15 protein-coding genes are annotated in these 17,565 nt (G+C 52.7%); 8 read left to right on the plus strand and 7 right to left on the minus strand.

Annotated elements, in window-relative coordinates:
- Positions 1 to 161 precede the first annotated feature (161 nt).
- The 4 genes from G604_RS0106435 (at position 162) to G604_RS0106450 (ending at position 4,987) form a co-directional block, all read left to right on the plus strand.
- The gene (locus G604_RS0106435; protein WP_028909858.1) at positions 162 to 818 is read left to right on the plus strand and encodes a DUF4230 domain-containing protein; all 657 of its coding nucleotides are present in this window, start codon (positions 162 to 164) and stop codon (positions 816 to 818) included.
- A gap of 6 nt (positions 819 to 824) precedes the next feature.
- Positions 825 to 1,403 carry a DUF4230 domain-containing protein gene (locus G604_RS13720; protein WP_036904763.1) on the plus strand — a complete coding sequence of 193 codons (579 nt, stop codon included), beginning with the start codon at positions 825 to 827 and terminating at the stop codon, positions 1,401 to 1,403.
- Between the two features lie 6 nt (positions 1,404 to 1,409).
- A complete protein-coding gene (locus G604_RS0106445) occupies positions 1,410 to 2,759 on the plus strand; it encodes an alanine/glycine:cation symporter family protein (protein ID WP_028909859.1) in 1,350 nt (449 codons plus the stop codon).
- A 128-nt stretch (positions 2,760 to 2,887) separates the two neighbouring features.
- Positions 2,888 to 4,987, plus strand: coding sequence for a glycoside hydrolase family 3 C-terminal domain-containing protein (locus tag G604_RS0106450; RefSeq protein WP_028909860.1), 2,100 nt, complete (start codon positions 2,888 to 2,890; stop codon positions 4,985 to 4,987).
- Between the two features lie 433 nt (positions 4,988 to 5,420).
- Here the strand turns inward: G604_RS0106450 and G604_RS0106455 are convergent, their stop codons facing one another.
- The 3 genes from G604_RS0106455 to ligA all read right to left on the minus strand — a co-directional run bounded on the left by G604_RS0106455 (position 5,421) and on the right by ligA (position 9,481).
- Positions 5,421 to 6,446 (minus strand): LacI family DNA-binding transcriptional regulator, encoded by a 1,026-nt coding sequence (locus G604_RS0106455; protein ID WP_028909861.1) that lies wholly within the window; start codon positions 6,444 to 6,446, stop codon positions 5,421 to 5,423.
- A gap of 90 nt (positions 6,447 to 6,536) precedes the next feature.
- Positions 6,537 to 7,379 (minus strand): type II pantothenate kinase, encoded by an 843-nt coding sequence (gene coaW, locus G604_RS0106460; protein ID WP_036904765.1) that lies wholly within the window; start codon positions 7,377 to 7,379, stop codon positions 6,537 to 6,539.
- Positions 7,380 to 7,414: 35 nt separating this feature from the next.
- Complete coding sequence (ligA, locus tag G604_RS0106465; RefSeq protein ID WP_028909863.1) at positions 7,415 to 9,481, minus strand: NAD-dependent DNA ligase LigA; 2,067 nt, start codon at positions 9,479 to 9,481, stop codon at positions 7,415 to 7,417.
- Between the two features lie 99 nt (positions 9,482 to 9,580).
- On the opposite strand from ligA, the gene trmD reads away from it, so the two are divergent.
- Both trmD and G604_RS0106475 read left to right on the plus strand, forming a co-directional pair.
- Entirely contained in the window at positions 9,581 to 10,258 is a 678-nt protein-coding gene (gene trmD / locus G604_RS0106470; RefSeq protein ID WP_028909864.1) for a tRNA (guanosine(37)-N1)-methyltransferase TrmD, read from the plus strand.
- 58 nt (positions 10,259 to 10,316) lie between these two features.
- Positions 10,317 to 10,778: a DUF805 domain-containing protein gene (locus G604_RS0106475; RefSeq protein ID WP_028909865.1), complete on the plus strand. Its 462-nt coding sequence runs from the start codon at positions 10,317 to 10,319 to the stop codon at positions 10,776 to 10,778.
- A 113-nt stretch (positions 10,779 to 10,891) separates the two neighbouring features.
- On the opposite strand, the gene G604_RS15630 is transcribed toward G604_RS0106475, so the two are convergent.
- Both G604_RS15630 and G604_RS0106485 read right to left on the minus strand, forming a co-directional pair.
- The gene (locus tag G604_RS15630; RefSeq protein ID WP_255347078.1) at positions 10,892 to 11,017 is read right to left on the minus strand and encodes a hypothetical protein; all 126 of its coding nucleotides are present in this window, start codon (positions 11,015 to 11,017) and stop codon (positions 10,892 to 10,894) included.
- Positions 11,018 to 11,317: 300 nt separating this feature from the next.
- Positions 11,318 to 12,853: a peptide MFS transporter gene (locus G604_RS0106485; protein WP_028909866.1), complete on the minus strand. Its 1,536-nt coding sequence runs from the start codon at positions 12,851 to 12,853 to the stop codon at positions 11,318 to 11,320.
- Between the two features lie 115 nt (positions 12,854 to 12,968).
- Between G604_RS0106485 and G604_RS0106490 the strand changes: the two genes are divergently transcribed.
- Positions 12,969 to 14,435 (plus strand): alkaline phosphatase family protein, encoded by a 1,467-nt coding sequence (locus G604_RS0106490; protein ID WP_028909867.1) that lies wholly within the window; start codon positions 12,969 to 12,971, stop codon positions 14,433 to 14,435.
- 109 nt (positions 14,436 to 14,544) lie between these two features.
- Here the strand turns inward: G604_RS0106490 and G604_RS0106495 are convergent, their stop codons facing one another.
- Positions 14,545 to 15,291 (minus strand): porin family protein, encoded by a 747-nt coding sequence (locus G604_RS0106495; protein ID WP_028909868.1) that lies wholly within the window; start codon positions 15,289 to 15,291, stop codon positions 14,545 to 14,547.
- Positions 15,292 to 15,357: 66 nt separating this feature from the next.
- On the minus strand, positions 15,358 to 16,752 hold the full coding sequence (locus G604_RS0106500) for a LysM peptidoglycan-binding domain-containing protein (protein WP_028909869.1): 1,395 nt from the start codon (positions 16,750 to 16,752) through the stop codon (positions 15,358 to 15,360).
- Between the two features lie 122 nt (positions 16,753 to 16,874).
- On the opposite strand from G604_RS0106500, the gene G604_RS0106505 reads away from it, so the two are divergent.
- A complete protein-coding gene (locus G604_RS0106505) occupies positions 16,875 to 17,564 on the plus strand; it encodes a gliding motility-associated C-terminal domain-containing protein (protein ID WP_036904769.1) in 690 nt (229 codons plus the stop codon).
- Position 17,565 lies beyond the last annotated feature (1 nt).

The raw sequence follows: 17,565 nt of genomic DNA on the forward strand, positions 1-17,565 counted from the left end.
TACATTCTCTAATTTTCCTTGCGTGGCCGTCCTATTGCGGCCACGCACCCACGAAAACGCAACTTCACCCAAACGGCTAATAAATCAAAGATTTTTTGAATAAAAGTCATGTTTCTGCTAAAAAAATGCTAATTTTGCAACATGAAGAAGCAGATAAGCGAATGAAACAGACGAGAACCATCCTCACGGGACTCTTTCTGGTACTCCTCACAGTATGCTGCACGGACCGCCATAGCGAAACCACTCAGCAGAAACAGGACACGGTACCACTGATGGTCATGCAGATCCGACAGTGCTCACGGCTGTATACCACCGAATGCCATGTGCGGAAAATCATCACCTCTGACGACCAACTGCAGTGGCAAGGCTCCGTGATGAGTCACAGCTTCAAAATTAATGTCCCCGGAGGCCAGCGGAAGATCGCCATCCCCATCGACGCCACCGTAAAAGCCTATATCGATTTCAACGATTTCAGCAAGCGTAATATCCGTCGACAGGGACAAAAGATTGAGATCATCCTTCCCGACCCGAAGATCGAACTCACGGCGACACGGATCGACCACGAAGAAGTACAAGAATATGTCGGACTGACACGTTCCAAGTTCTCCGATGCTGAGAGGGCTAAACTCGAGCAACAGGGCCGTCAGGCCATCCTCAGTGATCTGCCCCGCCTGAATCTCACGAATCAGGCTCGTGAGAATGCCGCCCGTATCCTCGTCCCGATGCTCGAGGAAATGGGCTTCAAGGATGAGGATATCACGATCACGTTCCGCAAGGATTTTAACGCCTCCGATCTCATCAGACTCGTGGAAGGATAAAAGCATATGAAGCAAGTGAAGAAGACCCTACAATTATATACAGCCATCGCCATCGCCGTCTGCGCCGCCATCGGTATGCTGTGGTGGATCAACCGCGACAATCATATAGAGACGGCATCGGAGACCACGACGACCCTATCCCCCACCATCATTGGGAAGATCGAGGATATCGGTGAGTGGGAGTTTCTCTCCATCAGTGATGAGGAACTCGTCGACACGACCCGCACGAGTTTCTGGGGCGACAGTCATCTCGCAAGAATCTACTATGGTACGCTGCACATCGGCATCGACACCCATGACCTTAAGGCGGGATGGATCCGCCAGAATGGTGATACGGTAATTGTCAACCTCCCGCAAGTCCATCTTCTCGACCCCAACTTCATCGATGAGGCACGAACGAAGAGTTTCTACGAGACGGGATCCTGGACAGAGGCTGACCGTCAGGCCCTCTATAGGAAGGCCTGCGAAAAGATGAAAGCCCGCTGCCTGACGAAGGAAAATCTCCGTCAGGCCCGCGAGAACATGCAGTCGCAAATGGACAAAATGTTAAGGGCTTTAGGATTTGAGAATATTGTGATGAAATAAATGAATATGGACACTATAACCACCTTCTTTCAGAACCTGAGCGATTTCATCTGGGGCGTCCCGATGATCATCATGCTCCTCGGTACCCATATCTTCCTCACCATCCGCCTGCGCTTTCCGCAACGGAAGATCTTCACGGCCATCAAACTCAGTGTGACGAAAGATAAGGAGGCATCGGGCGACGTCAGCCAGTTCGGTGCCCTCGCCACAGCCCTCGCCGCCACCATCGGAACAGGAAATATCATCGGCGTGGCCACGGCAGTGGCCCTCGGCGGACCTGGCGCCGTGTTGTGGTGCTGGCTCACGGGTGTCTTCGGCATTGCCACGAAATACAGTGAGGGTCTCCTGGCCATCAAATACCGCGAGAAGACCTCAGACGGCCGTATGCTCGGCGGTCCGATGTACGCCCTGGAGAAAGGTCTTGGCTGGAAATGGCTCGCCATCCTCTTCGCCATCTTCACCACCCTCGCCTCCTTCGGCATCGGCGATACCGTACAAGCCAACGCCATCGCCACACTGGCACAGAACACCTATGGCATCGCACCGTGGATCTCCGGCCTCGTCATCTGTGGCTTTGCCGCCGCAGTTCTCCTCGGTGGCGTAAAAGCCATCGCGAAAGTCTGTGAGATCCTCGTGCCCTTCATGGCCCTCTTCTATGTCCTCGGCTGTCTGTATATCCTCGGGGTCAACGCCCCGTATGTGTGGCCGGCCATCAAACTCATCGTGACCTCCGCCTTCACCCCTGAGGCTGCCGGAGGCGGTTTTGCAGGAGGCTCCGTCCTCATCGCCGCCCGTTATGGTATCGCCCGCGGCCTCTTCTCCAATGAGTCCGGTCTCGGCTCAGCCCCGATCGTCGCCGCTGCAGCACAGACGCGTAACCCCGTACGTCAGGCCCTCGTATCCTCTACGGGAACCTTCTGGGACACCGTTGTCATCTGTGCCATCACAGGCATCGTCATTGTCAGCTCCGTCCTCGCCTACCCCGACATCACCTGGGAGAACGGCGCCACACTGACAAAGGTTGCCTTCGGAAAGATCCCGTATATCGGGGAGCCGTTGCTGAACTTCGGTCTGTTGACCTTCGCCTTCTCCACCATCCTCGGCTGGTGTTACTATGGTGAACGGGCTATGGAATACCTCAAGGGTCGCAAATGGATGCTCGTATACCGTGTCATCTATATCATCGCCATCTTTGTCGGTTCCGTCATGGACCTCGGCGTGGTCTGGAACATCTCCGACTGCATGAACGCCTTCATGGCCATCCCGAACCTCATCTCCCTCATCTGTCTCAACGGCATCATCGTCCATGAGACACGTAAATATCTCTGGAGAGACCGCCTCGACGCTTACGAATAGTAGGGTGCGGCCCTTGTGGCCGTCCTGCCCCACCGATGGCCTGCCGTCCGGTGCTTGCGCTTTGCAAGCGCAAGGAGGCGCAGGATCAGCCCAAAAGACATTCTCACAAAAAAACAAACTACATATATATGAAACCTAAAATTATTACATTACTCTTCTGCGGACTGACCGTCTGTGCTTACAGCCAGAACACAACATTCCAACAACGGGCAAAAAAGCTCTGCAACGAAATGACCCTTGAGGAGAAAACATCTCTCATGATGGACAACTCCCCGGCCATTCCACGTCTCGGCATCCCCGCCTTCCAGTGGTGGAACGAGGCCTTGCATGGTGTAGCCCGTAACGGCCTCGCCACGGTCTTTCCGCAGACCATCGGTATGGCAGCATCCTTTGACCCCGCCTTACTGCAACAAGTCTATACAGCAGTGAGCGATGAGGCCCGTGCCAAGGCCGAGAAGGCCCGACAGGAAGGATCGTTCAAACGTTATCAGGGACTGTCGTTCTGGACTCCGAACATCAATATCTTCCGTGACCCACGCTGGGGACGGGGACAGGAGACTTACGGTGAAGATCCTTATCTGACCAGTCAGATGGGCCTGGCTGTCGTCCGTGGTCTGCAAGGTCCCGAGGATGCTCCTTACCGCAAGCTCCTCGCCTGTGCCAAGCATTTTGCCGTTCACAGCGGCCCCGAGAACTTGCGCCATCAGATGGATATCGAGGATCTCCCGCCCCGGGATCTCTGGGAGACCTATCTCCCTGCTTTCAAGACCCTCGTAGAACAGGGGCATGTGGCAGAGGTGATGTGTGCCTATCAGCGTTTTGAAGGACAGCCCTGCTGTGGTAATAATCGACTGCTGCAACAGATTTTGCGCGACGAATGGCATTTCAAAGGCCTCGTCGTCAGTGATTGCGGCGCCATCGGTGACTTCTGGCGCCCGGGGCGACATGGCTACGCCCCTGATGCCGCCACAGCCTCGGCGAAGGCCGTGAGTACGGGCACTGACGTGGAGTGCGGCAGCAACTACAAGCATCTTGGCGAGGCAGTGAAGGCCGGCCTTATCCCCGAAGCAAAGGTGGACAGCAGTGTTGTCCGCCTCCTCACGGCCCGCTTCTCCTTAGGAGATATCGACACGACAGCACAAGTGTCTTGGCGACAGATTCCCTTCTCCACCGTCAACAGTCGTGGACACCGTGAGCTTGCCCTGCAGATGGCCCGTGAGACCATTGTTCTCTTACAAAACAAAAAGAATATCCTTCCCCTCAATCCTCAGCAGCAGTTCCTCGTCGTCGGGGCTAATGCCACCGACTCCACGATGCAATGGGGTAACTACAACGGGATACCCTCGCATACCACGACGATACTGCAAGGAATTCAATCCCTCGCTCCACAGACGGTCTTCATCGGAGGTTGTGGTCTCGTGAAAGATTCCGCATCCTGGGAGGCTATCGGTCAAGAAGCCCGGCATGCAGATGCCATCATCTTCGTCGGTGGCCTCTCTCCTCGTCTCGAAGGCGAAGAGATGAAAGTCAACGCACCGGGATTCAATGGCGGTGACCGTACGACCATCGAACTCCCCGAGGCTCAGCGTGCCGCCATCCGCCGCCTCACCGCCATGGGGAAACCCGTCATCCTCGTCAACTGCTCCGGCAGTGCCGTAGGTCTCGTTCCCGAGAGTAAACACTGTGCTGCCATCCTCCAGGCCTGGTATCCCGGTGAGGAAGGAGGACGTGCTGTCGCAGAGATTCTCTTTGGTAAGGTCAATCCCTCCGGAAAACTCCCCGTGACATTCTATCGTGATGACCGTCAGTTGCCCCCTTTCACCGATTATCACATGAAGGGCCGCACCTACCGCTACTTCAAAGGAAAGCCTCTCTTCGCCTTCGGCCACGGGCTGAGCTACACGACGTTCCGTCTCAGTAAACCCGAATACAAAGACCGTAATATCCGGGTGATGGTGAGCAATACAGGCAAGTGCGCAGGTACAGAGGTCATCCAAGTCTACGTGAAACGCACCGCCGACACCGACGGTCCTATCAAGAGTCTGAAAGCCTTCCGCCGTGTCACCCTGCAGTCCGGAGAGACCCAGACCGTCACCATCCCCCTCAGTGACGATGCCTTCACCTCTTGGGATCCACAGTCGAATACCATGCGCCCGATGCCCGGACCCTACAAGTTCTTCGTAGGAACGTCGAGTGACAACGTTTTCCCGTTGTCGGTACATGATTGATCAAATACATACGAAAAATCCCGGGTGCTTCAGCAGCAGCCGGGATTTTCATACTCACTAAATCAACAAAAACTAATTAAAATCTTTTTCTATGACCTTTGTTCTACCTAACAATCATTTATACCAAAACACAAACTACAAACTAACAATACATCTAAAAACCTAAAACCTAAATCTTAAAACCATTTATCGTCCTGAGCAATCTTCTTGTCTTAACCTTAGCGAACTGTACCTATGTAGGTCACAATCTTTTTCCTTTATACTTGCACTAACACCTACTGAAGTTTCAGAGGCATTGGCTATCTATGACGCGATTGTCATATCTTTTTGTTTTCTGTTGCAAAGGTACGACAAGAATCTCATACCTCAAGCAAAAAGATACTGATTTTTGCACTTTTAGAAAGGCAAACGTTTGCACAACATGTGCAAACGTTTACGCACGCTCACTGCTCTCACGGGTGCGGAGAATCATCGGAACAACCTCCCGATAGACTTTCTGATCACCGTTGATGGCACGCATAAGCAATTCCCCGGCCTTCAGTCCCTGTACACGGGCCTGGTCCATGATCGCCGAGAGTCGTGGAGTAACAAAGGCCGCACTGTCACCATCCGTGAATCCAATGATGGCCACATCATCGGGTATACGAAGTCCACATGCCTTGATGGCGTCAAAGGCGGCATAGGTGATGATATCATTGAAGGCTAGTATGGCATCGGGCCGATGCTCACTCTTCAGGAGTTTGATGGTGTTGTTTCGGGCCGTGTCGAAATCGATCTTATCACAACATACGAGATTCCTATCAATGGGAATACGGTTATCCCGCAACGCCTGGAGATAGCCATGCTTACGTCGCGTGACCATATTCAACGTGTTCGGTCCTCCGATGAAGGCGATACGGCGGGCGCCCTCATCGATGAGATGCTGCACGGCTTCCTGGGCGGCGACATCCCCATTGCCAACGACCTGGGAAAATTCATCTTCCATACAGGTACGGGCGAAGAAGACGAGGGGGATCCCCATCTCACGAAGATGCTCGAAGGGCGTATAGTCAACGGTATCCTGAGCCAAGCAACAGATGACACCCTCTACATGCATGTCGATGAAATTGTCGATCGCTTTAGACTCCCTGAGATAACTCTCATGACTATTGGCGCTGAGCACGGAATAGCCGAGGTTCTGACAATAGTCCTCAATACCATCGAGGACGGCAGCGAAATAATGGGTCACGAGATTCGGCACGATGACACCTATGATATGCGGTGCTTCCTTACGCAAACTCTGTGCAAAAGGATTCGGACGATAGTTGAGTTCCTTAGCGAGGGCCTGCACGCGCGCCTTGAGTTCGTCACCGACCTCGTGGCTGTTACGCAGTGCCCGCGACACCGTGGCGATACTCACGCCGAGGCGCTCCGCCAGATCTTTTAAGGATGTCCGTTTCCGTGGTTTTTTCTCTTTCATTTTGTTTTGTTGTTTCTTGTAGGGACATGATTCATCATGTTCCGCCATAACGGGGGAATCGTGGCGTTAGGGCCGCCGTAAAGGGCGCCGCTACGAGTGGATTCCCGTCAATGCCGCTCCGATGGCGGTACAGAACTCACTGTATTTAGGAATATGGAACCGCACATGATAGAGCTTCTCCATCGAGTGGTATACCTCCTGACACTGCGGCAACAGCGTGAGGTTGCCGATCATGACGAAGTCACGGATGCCCGTGCCATTACTGCTGAGGATCGTCGCCGACCCGATAGCCTGAAGGACCATGTGGATGAGCCCGATGGCGATATCCTCCCTGCTTGCATTGGCCTTGGCATTACTGAAGAGCGATGCCGTGGCCGTCATCGGCAGACCGGGCAGCGGCTTGGCACTGATATCACCGATGAGGAGGTTGATATTCGTCACGTCTCCCTTCATGGCCAGACCGACAAGGGTCTTGATGTCATCCGTCTGAAGAATGATACGGGCCAGACCGGCGAGGGTGCCGCCACCGATACCGATGCCACCGATATGATGGATGTCGTCACCGTCACAGTATACGAGACTCGTGCCCGTTCCCATGGAGACGACGATCATCCGTTCCAACTGCGATTCATAACGGGCTCCGAGACCATCGGCGAGGAACTCCTCAGCCTTCGTCGTCGGCAGACCGTAGATCGGTTCGTTGATATAGGCTGCCCCGACTCCCGTGAGAACGACATGATCGACTTCGGAGAGGGCTATACTGTTGTCGTGGAGATATTTCCCAAAAGCGCCATAGAGCGACGTCACAGGATCCGTGGCACGGATACGGAATGGTGACAACACCTTCCCGGCACGGCTGATGCCAACGATCTTCGTGGTTGAGATGCCCACGTCGATACCAATAACGATATGCGGGACTTGTTCTGCTTTCATGACTGCTATGCTGTTTTAAGTTTCATTATATGGATTTATTCCTGTCCCTCCGTAAAACGGCGGACGAACTCATCCTCTGAAATAATAGGTATATTCAACTGAAGAGCTTTCTGATTCTTGCTTGATGTAGAATTGACATCATTATTAATCAAGAAAGACGTTGATTTCGACACGCTGCCCGTACATTTTCCGCCCTGCGACTCAATATAAGCCTTCAAGGCATTGCGGTTCCTGTAATGATGGACATCGCCCGTGATAACAAAGGTAAGGCCTTGACAAAGAGCCCCCTTCGGCTCCCCGCTCTCCTGCTTGATAGCGCCGTAACCGCCGAGAACTTCCACGAGGCGCTCCACCATGGCGTAGTTGTCGGTATCGGAGAACCAGCGGACGACAGCGGCACTCTTCTCAGGACCAATGCCGGGGATGGTGGCAAAGACACCCTCATGACCTTCCAATCCTTCAAACTGCAACTGTGGCATCTTCTCTTCTGCGCGTCCGGCAGCGATAGCGATGAGTTTCTCAAGAGGATACTGTGCCAGGAGACGCTTACAGACATCCTGACCAACGAGGGGGATATTCAAGGCATAGAGGAAACGGCGGGCCTCCGCCTCTCCCCTGCTTTTCTCCACGGCACGCTGGATATTCAGCGCACTCTTCTGACCGAAACCATCCATGGCCGCCATCTCCTGACGGTAACTGCCCAGACGGTAGAAGTCGGCATACTCACGGATCCAACCGCAGTTGACGAAACGGGCAATGGTCTGTTCACTAATGCCGTCGATATTCATGCCGGCCTTGGAAACGAAACGCGTGAACTTCCGCAACTGTTTCGCCGGACATGCAGGGTTGGTACAGTGGAGGGTTTTCGTACCACTGACAGCACTCGTCATGATCTTCGTCGGCGCACCGCAGACGGGACAAACGGAGGGTATATCCAAATCACCGACAGCCTGCGTGACGGCAATAACCTTCGGAATGATCTTGTTGGCCTTGATGACACGCAGTTCAGTGCCCTTGCCACCGATGCCGAGGCGCTCACACTCGGAGATATTGCACAGGGAGGCACGCTTCACCACCGTTCCTTCGAGATCCACAGGCTTGAAGACAGCCACGGGGGAGATGGTGGAGGCGGCACAGCTCCACTCCACATGATCGAGTGTCGTCGGCGCCTGTTCGTCGGCCCATTTGAAAGCATAACCGGCACGAGTGGCATGATGGCCCGTCACGGAACCCGTCTGTGAATAGGCATAGTCGTCGTAAGCCAGGACAAGGCCGTCAACGGGATAAGGATTGAGATCCTTGGCTTTCCGCCCGTCCTTACCGCCTGTGACACGCAGCGTCCAGCGGTCGATAGCTTCCTGAAGATGCTCCACGGTAGGATCGGTGAGCAACTCATGTTCCACGGGCGTCATGCCATTCTGCTTAATGAAGTCCATGCGGACGCCCCATGTCGGGATTTCTTCATCGACATGCACGAGGGTGAAGGGGATCCACTGCAGATGGCGCTGACGCACCTCATCAATATCCTTCAATGTCAACGAACCACTGGCGAGGTTACGCGGATTGGCATAATCCTCGTCACTCTCCAGGAGGAACTGTTCAAAATCAGCGTAGGAGATGACACACTCGCCACGGATGACGATATGTCCCTTCGACGGGATCGTCTGTGGGATACCGCCGATAGCAGCGGCAAGATGGGTGATGTTCGTGCCGATATGTCCGTCACCACGTGTGACGACCTTCGTCAGTCGGCCGTTATCAAAGGTCACGACGAGCGTCAGGCCATCGAGTTTCCACGACAGCCATACGGGACGTCCCTCAGACCATTTGGCGAGATCAGCGACGTTCTTCGTCTTTGCCAGGGACAACGCGGGAAACTCATGGGGCTCCTTCTGACCAACGACAGTGTCTGCCGACACATGATGCGTCGGAGAGTCTTCGAGGATAACACCAGTCTCCGCCTCCAGCCGTTTCAGCCGGTCGAAGAGGGCATCCCATTCAAAGTCAGTCATGAGTTCCCCACGACCATTATAATAGGCATCGGCAGCACGGTTGAGCTGGTCAACCATCTGTCGCATCTCGTTCATCTTCTCGTTTGCCATATCTGATTTTCAAATAAACTTTTGCAAAAATACAAAAAAATGCGTATCTTTGCAACAGTAATCAGAAAAAACAACGAGAATAAGACCAAGAATAAGACAATGAGAATAGATATTATCACCGTGCTGCCGGAGATGATTGAGGGCTTCCTCAACGAGAGTATCCTCGCACGGGCACAGAAAAAAGGCCTCGTAGAGATCAAACTCCATAACCTCCGTGACTATACCCTCGACAAATGGCGGCGCGTCGACGACTACCCCTATGGCGGCTCCGCCGGTATGGTCATGCAGTGTGAGCCCATCGACCGCTGCATCTCTGCTCTGAAGGCCGAGCGTGACTATGACGAGGTGATCTATGTCTCTCCCGACGGGGAACAGTTTGACCAGCATATCGCCAACGACCTCAGTCTGAAAGGGAATATGATTATCCTCTGTGGACATTATAAAGGTATTGACCAGCGTGTCCGCGACCATCTCATCACACGCGAGATCTCCGTCGGCGACTATGTCCTCACGGGTGGCGAACTGCCCGCAGCCATCATCACCGATGCTGTTGTCCGCCTCATCCCGGGGAGTATCAGCGACGAGCAGAGCGCGCTGAGCGACTGTTTCCAGGACGACCTCCTTGCCCCGCCAATCTATACGCGGCCCGCCGACTATAAAGGCTGGAAAGTTCCGGAGATCCTCCTTTCGGGCAATGAGGCGAAAATCCGCCAGTGGGAACTCGACCAAGCCATTGAGCGAACGAAACGCCTTAGACCGGACCTGCTGAAGAAATAGCCGCACCCTGTAAAAAGATCACATTTGATTTTTCACACTATAAACAAATATCACTACTATGGAACAAAACAACAACAACCATTACGTCGGCTTCACAGAGGCCGTGAAACGAAACTTCACCCAGTTGACAAACTTCACCGGCCGCGCCAACAAGAGCGAGTTCTGGTGGAACGTCCTCGTGATGATCATCGGAAGTATCATCCTCAGTCCGTTCTCCTCAACGACTGTGGGCTTGGTGATCGACACCATCTGGTCACTGTGCTTCCTTGCCGTCACCGCACGCCGCCTCAACGATGGCGGTCACAGCCCCTGGTGGGTATATATCAGTTTCGTGACAAACATCTTTCTCGATGTCTGGATTATGAGCTCCGACAACTATGCGCTCTTCACCTCCGGACAGGCATCACCGACTGAACTTCTAGCAATCATGGCACTCCCCATTTTCTTTATTCCTGCCGCCATTTGCGCGATCACATCCATCGCCACCTTCATCTTCTGCCTCATGGGTAGCAAAGAATAATTGTGGTCACATAAAAAGACAGGGTAACAGATCAAACCTATACTTCGCAGTATATGTAAAATCGGTTACTCTGTCTTTTTTCATATCATAGCGGAACATGAAGAATCATTTCCCTACTTGATTACTTTTACAGCCTTTCCGTTCTGACGGACGATAAAGAGTCCATACCCGTTGGCAGCAACACGACGACCACTGAGGTCATAGCACTCACGTGTACCGGTAACTTCATCATCCTTCACCGTGGCGATACCCGTTGCCGTGAGGTCAACATTGATCTTGTTGGAAGCCTCAGAGACAGCCTGCTCGTCATAATAGGTACGGAGGGAATAGACATGGTAAGCATAGCTCGTCCCTGCCGCAGCATCGAGGTTCTCGAAAGGATAGACCTCGTCAGTTGTCTGATAGATGCCACCATCGCCGGCCGCCCCATAAGAGAAAGCCTATGAGACAGACGGCGACGACAATAAGGATGAGATATAATCTGTTTCTTCGCATAAAATGCATCAAATCGTACCGACAGCGGACAGTAGGGTGCGGTCCTAGCAAACCTTCTCCAGTTTCTTCATCACGGAGAAGATGAAGATGAAGGAGGCGAGGCAGAGACCGACGAGTACGCCCCACACACCGGCCAACGGAATGTTGTTCCACAGATAGGCGGGAATCTGTACGAGGAAGTTACCGATGGCCGTGGCACCGAACCAGCAACCCATCATCACACCCTGATATTTCTGCGGCGCTACTTTACTGACAAAGCTGATACCCATCGGCGAAAGGAGGAGCTCTGCGAAGGTCAGTACGAGATAGGTGCTGACGAGCCACAAAGGACTGACACGCTGCGGATCATTGGCGGGATAACCGTTGAGATGATAGCTCAGTCCGATAGACGCGGCGATCATGATGACATAGCCCAATCCGGCAACGAGCATACCATAGCCAATCTTCCGCGGTGCGGAAGGCTCTTTCTGCTTCTTGGCCAGCCAGCCGAAGAGGGCCATGCTCACCGGCGTGAGCATCACGACGAAACAAGGGTTGAACTGCTGGAAGAGGGGCACGTCGACATTGACCGCATGACCGGCAGCCTCCTGATATTTATATCCGAGGAAGGCAGCGCATGCCAGAATAACGAATCCAGCAATAGATTTTCCCTTGGCCGTCTTTCCCTGGAAGAGGGCGAAGAGGGCATAGACGAGGACGATGACACCGAGGAGGTTCGTCACGTCGAAAAGCATGCCGACAAGCCCCCGGGCCGTCGTCTGCGTGAAGTCACGGGCGAAATACGTCAACGTCAGACCATTCTGGTGGAACGCCATCCAGAAGAAAATCACGACAGCAAAGACGAGGAAGAGGGCCACAAGACGACTATGGGTGTCAGCCTTCTCCTCCGGCGTCTCCTCATGGGCCTCTACAGTCGTAGCCTCAGCGGCCGCTCCCGTTTCCTTCTTGGCCGTGATCACCTGTTTGAAGGTCCATTTGAAACCATAATAAATTGCCATGGAGACGACCAGCGACAGACAGGCCACGCCGAAGGCATAATGATAGGCGGAAGCCTCAGAGGCGCCGAGGGAATTCATGGCCCAGGCGTGAAGTTTCGTGGCTGCCGTCGGTGCGAAGAGGGCACCGATGTTGATAGCCATGTAGAAGATGGAGAAGCCGGCATCACGCTGATCCTTGTATTTCGGATCATCATAGAGATTACCGACCATCACCTGCAGGTTACCCTTGAAGAGAGAGGTACCGACACTGATGAGCAACAAGGCGACAGACATCATGACAATAGCAAAGGCACCGGCTCCGGCAGGAACGGCGAGGAGCAGGTAGCCAAGGAACATCACGATGATGCCGAAGGTGACACACTTGCTGAAACCGATCCTGTCGGCGACGGCGCCACCGACGATAGGCAGGAAATAGACCAGCATGAGGAATGTGGAATAAACGGTACCGGCAAGTCCTTCTCCCCAGCCGAAGTTGGCCTGGAGGAAGAGCACGAAGATAGCCAGCATCGTGTAATAACCGAAGCGCTCACCGGTATTGGCGAGGGCCAAAGCGTAAAGTCCTTTTGGTTGATTCTCAAACATAAGTAGATCTTTTTTTGATAATTGTTGCAAAATTATGAATTTTTTGTCAGATTGCAAAATCTTCGCAACAATTTTCGTACTTTTGCACCTCAGAAGAATAACAACTCAACAGATTATGAAGAAAATCTTTTCTCTCGCCCTCCTGTTCTGCCTCTCACTGGCAGCAATGGCACAGACCGAACGGCCGAAGCTCGTCGTCGGCCTCGTCGTAGACCAGATGCGCTGGGACTACCTTTATTATTATGAGAACGAGTATGGTGAAGGCGGCTTGAAACGCCTCGTCAAGGAAGGCTACAACTATCAGAATTGTATGCTGCCCTATGTCCCGTCGGTCACCGCCGTCGGCCACAGCAGTATCTACACGGGGTCCGTCCCAGCCTTGACGGGTATCGCCGGTAACTATTTCTGTATCGACGATAAGTATGTCTATGCCTGTACGGACCCGAGCGTGAAGAGTGTGGGTTCAGACGGCAAGGACGGACAGATGAGTCCGAAGAACCTCTGGGCCACAACCATCGGCGATCAGTTGCACCTCGCTACCGACTATAAGAGTAAGGTGATCGGCGTGGCCCTGAAAGACCGTGCCGCCATTCTCCCCGCCGGTCGCAGTGCTGATGACGCCTACTGGTGGGATACTGACGCGGGCCATTTCGTCTCGTCGACATTCTACATGCAGACTTTGCCGAAATGGGTCACTGATTTCAACAAACAATATTATACAAAATCGAAATTCAATATCAAGACGAGTAATCTCGGCGTGACCTATACCTTCAAGATGGCCGAGGCCGCCATCGACGGTGAGCAACTCGGTCAGCATGACCAGACGGACATGCTCTGCATCAGTGTCTCCTCCACCGATGCCATCGGGCATAAGTTCTCCACACGTGGTAAGGAGAACCATGATGTCTATATGACGCTCGACAAGGAACTCGCCTCCTTCCTCTCCTATCTCGACGCGAAAGTCGGGAAAGGCAACTATCTCCTCTTTCTCACCGCTGACCACGGTGCCGCTCACAACTTCAACCAGCTTGAGGCTCACCGTATCGCCGCCGGAGGATGGGACTACAACAAGACCGCCGAGGACCTCGGCACTGCCATCCAGAAGAAGTTCGGCTTCCAGCCCGTCATCACGGAGGACAACTACCAGATCTTCCTCAACGACAGTATCATCGCCGCCCATGGCGTGAAGAAACAGGAGGTCGTCGACTATGCCATCAGTGAACTACGGAAAGATCCCAACTTCCTCTTCGTCGTCGACAACGAGCATGCCGCCGAAGCTACCGTCCCCGAGCCCATCAAGACAAAGATCATCAACGGCTACTGCCGTCAGCGCAGTGGAGAGATCACCATCATTCCCCGGGCCGAATATTTCGGAACGAGTGATACGAGTGCGAACTACAAGGGTACGCAGCACGGACAGTGGAATCCCTATGATGCCCATATCCCCTGCATCTTCTTCGGCTGGCATATCACGCCGGGAGAGACGAACCGCACAACGTATATGACAGATATCGCCCCAACAGTCTGTGCCATGCTTCATATCCAGCGCCCGAACTCCTGTGTAGGCGAAGCGCTGAGATGATTTTGGCGCATAGCTCCAAAATCATAACGGAAAATAGAAAACAAAAATGTAGAATAGAGAAAAATGATCAGCCCTCTGTACGACGTTGTACAGAGGGCTGATTGTTTTTTCACAGATCCCTGATATAACCTACCTTTATCAAGATATTATTGTAGTCACTGCGCTGGAAATAATCCCGTTTTGTAGAACCGTAGATATTTCCCAAACCGAGATAATAACGGCCCTCAATAAAGAAACGACCGATATTCGGATGGACATACTCGAAACCGGCACCGACGGCAATACCATAGTCGAAGGCATGTTCTACGGACATCGTGTCCTGTGCCATCGTGACATTGGAACGTGACGACGTTCCCGTAGACACTTTCTGCATCTCTTCACGGACATTGAAGTTGCAGTCTGTCGATTCCCCTACCTTATAACCGAACTGAGGACCAAGATTAACGAAGAACTGGAGTCCTTTCTTCTCTTTACCCCAGGCGAGATGCGTCAGCAGCGGTACCTGGACATAACTGATCGTACGACTATAGTGCTGCATTCCGGAACCATCGGAGAGAGGCACTCCTTGATTGTTGACATCAAGGATGCGTTCCTTCCAGCCCATAGCAGTATAGTTCACTTCCGCCTGAATGGAACAGATGGTAGAGAAGTATTTCTCCGGCGTATAACGGAAGAGAATACCGAATGTCGGGCCGAGGTGCTGACTCTGCGTCACCTCTGGCTGAAAAGCGATCTTCGAGAGCGACACGCCTCCGTTGACACCGACGGAAAAAACGTTCCGGTGCTGGCCGATCTGCGCCGAGGCAGTTATAGAAGGAAGCAACAAGGAAGCTGCTAAAAGAATTTTCATTTTCATAAAATAGGAGAAATGGGAACAGACATATTACTCCCCTCCCTTTCGGAAGGGGTTGGGGGTAAGGCTTTAGTAAGCAATCGACTCAATATTCCGATTCTGCGTATAATGGATGAGTTGGAAGTTGTCATTGCGATAGCCCCCCTTCTTCGTCTTCACGAATTTCAGCGGCGTCTGTACGGGCTGATAACTGCTCTGCCCTCTCTGTCCGTCGAAAGTCTGCCCTTTCATCTTCAGTCCCTGAAGGAAGAACATCGCCTGGTCGTAACCCGTAAGGGCAAAACGCGGCAGAGCATAGATCATATCCTTTCCAAAATATCGCTTGTACTCCCGCTGCAGGTCGATGGTCTTCGCACTCGATTCGTTGACATAGTAGTTTGTCGGAATATAAGTATCATATTTGAAGAACTTATCGAGATCATAAGGGGCATACATCAGCCACTCATTATAGCCATAGAGAGAGATCGCAATACCGGGATTGGCGGCTGTCAGCGCGTCAAGCTTGGTGATGACCTCATTCAACTGCGGAGAACGGCCTGTGTTGAGGATGACCACATTCTGCTTGGAACGGTCGAAGGCCTTCGCCAGTACAGCGACAGAACTCTTCACATTCGTGATGGAATATTTGATGCCACGCCCCTCGAGTTTCTTTCGGAGTCCAAAAGTGAAATTACCTTTCCGTGACGTCGTATCATTACAATCGATAAATACAGGATGTACATTGGTGAAACGCTCCAGAAAGGCATTGATGGCTTTGTCGTTCAACGCTGAGGGGCTCTGGTATACCTGATAGATATGGTTGTTGCGCTCCACCTCATCACCGGAGATCGAGAACGGGATGACGAGTTTCGTGTCGTAGGCCTTACAGAAATCAGCCAACGGCGCCACCTGACTTGTATACAACGGACCAAAGATGATATCCCGGTCGTTGGCGCCCTGTTCAAGGAGTGTCTTACGGATATCGGCATCAACGGGCACGTTCCACGCACGGATATCGATGTTGTAACCGCTGCGTTTCAAGTCATCACAGGCCATGAGGATTCCACGGTAATATTCCGTCATACGACGACCGTCACCATCAACATCATGAAGGGGCAACATCACACCGACACGCAACGTAGAGCTCTGCTTGCGGCGCTGCGGTGCCGACGGAACGCCCGAACCTGCCGTTGTAGCGGCGGCAGGAGGATTGACCTGCCACGTACCCTGCGGTGACGGATGGTTCTTCGTATAGGGAATAAAGACAAAGTCATTATGCTGAAGGGTGTAGCCTTCTTTCTTCATCTCCGGATTAGCCTCCATGAGTTCCGGGAGGGAGATATCATACTTGTTGGCGATACCGAAAAGGGTGTCCTTCTTCTTCGCCTTATAGACATCCCGCCATTTATTCGACTGAGCCCATGCTCCGCCACAGACCATCAGGGCCGCACAGAGGAGCAGGACTGCTCTAAGCATCTTTTTCATACTGATTATTTTTTCCAAGGGCAAAAGTACAAAAAATCTATTAGCCTAGCAAAACAACATCAAGAAATTTTGTGATTTCCTTTTTTTGCCGTAACTTTGCACAACTAAGAATACAGGATAAAATGATCAAAATATTCTCAACAATTCTACTTGCATTCATGGGGACCATGATGCTCCACGCCCAGAGCGTGTCGCCGACGGTGAGCTATACCCTGCCCGACGGAACGACATCGGAAGAGGAGAACCTCACGGCATCAGCGCCCGTGGTGGCAAACTACAGTGCCAACCCCAGTGATGCCGACGGCTACAGTGCCCATTACGAATGGCGCTTCTATCTCAACAACGATACGGTGCCGAAGATTATCCGCTATGAGGAGAACACCAACTACACGTTCTCCGAAGCCGGCACCTGGCGTATCATCCTCTATGCCACATTCACGAAGGACGGTGATGTCATCACTGATAATAATGCCGACAATCCCTTCACCGTCTCCATCTCCGAGAGTGTCCTGGAGTTTCCCAACGCCTTCTCCCCCAACGGTGACGGTATCAATGATGTCTATAAGGCCAAATCCACCTACAGAAGTATCGTGGAGTTCCACGCCTATATCTTCAACCGGTGGGGGCAGAAACTCTATGAATGGGATAACCCCGCCGGTGGCTGGGACGGTACGGCCCATGGCAAACAGGTACCCGACGGTGTCTATTTCCTCCTCTGTAAGGCGAAAGGTGCCGACGGCCGGGTCTTTAATATCCGAAAAGACGTAAATATCCTCCGTGGCTATACGGAGCGTACGACGACAACAGAATAAA

The organism is Prevotella sp. AGR2160 (genome assembly GCF_000424185.1).
Classification (GTDB): domain Bacteria; phylum Bacteroidota; class Bacteroidia; order Bacteroidales; family Bacteroidaceae; genus Prevotella.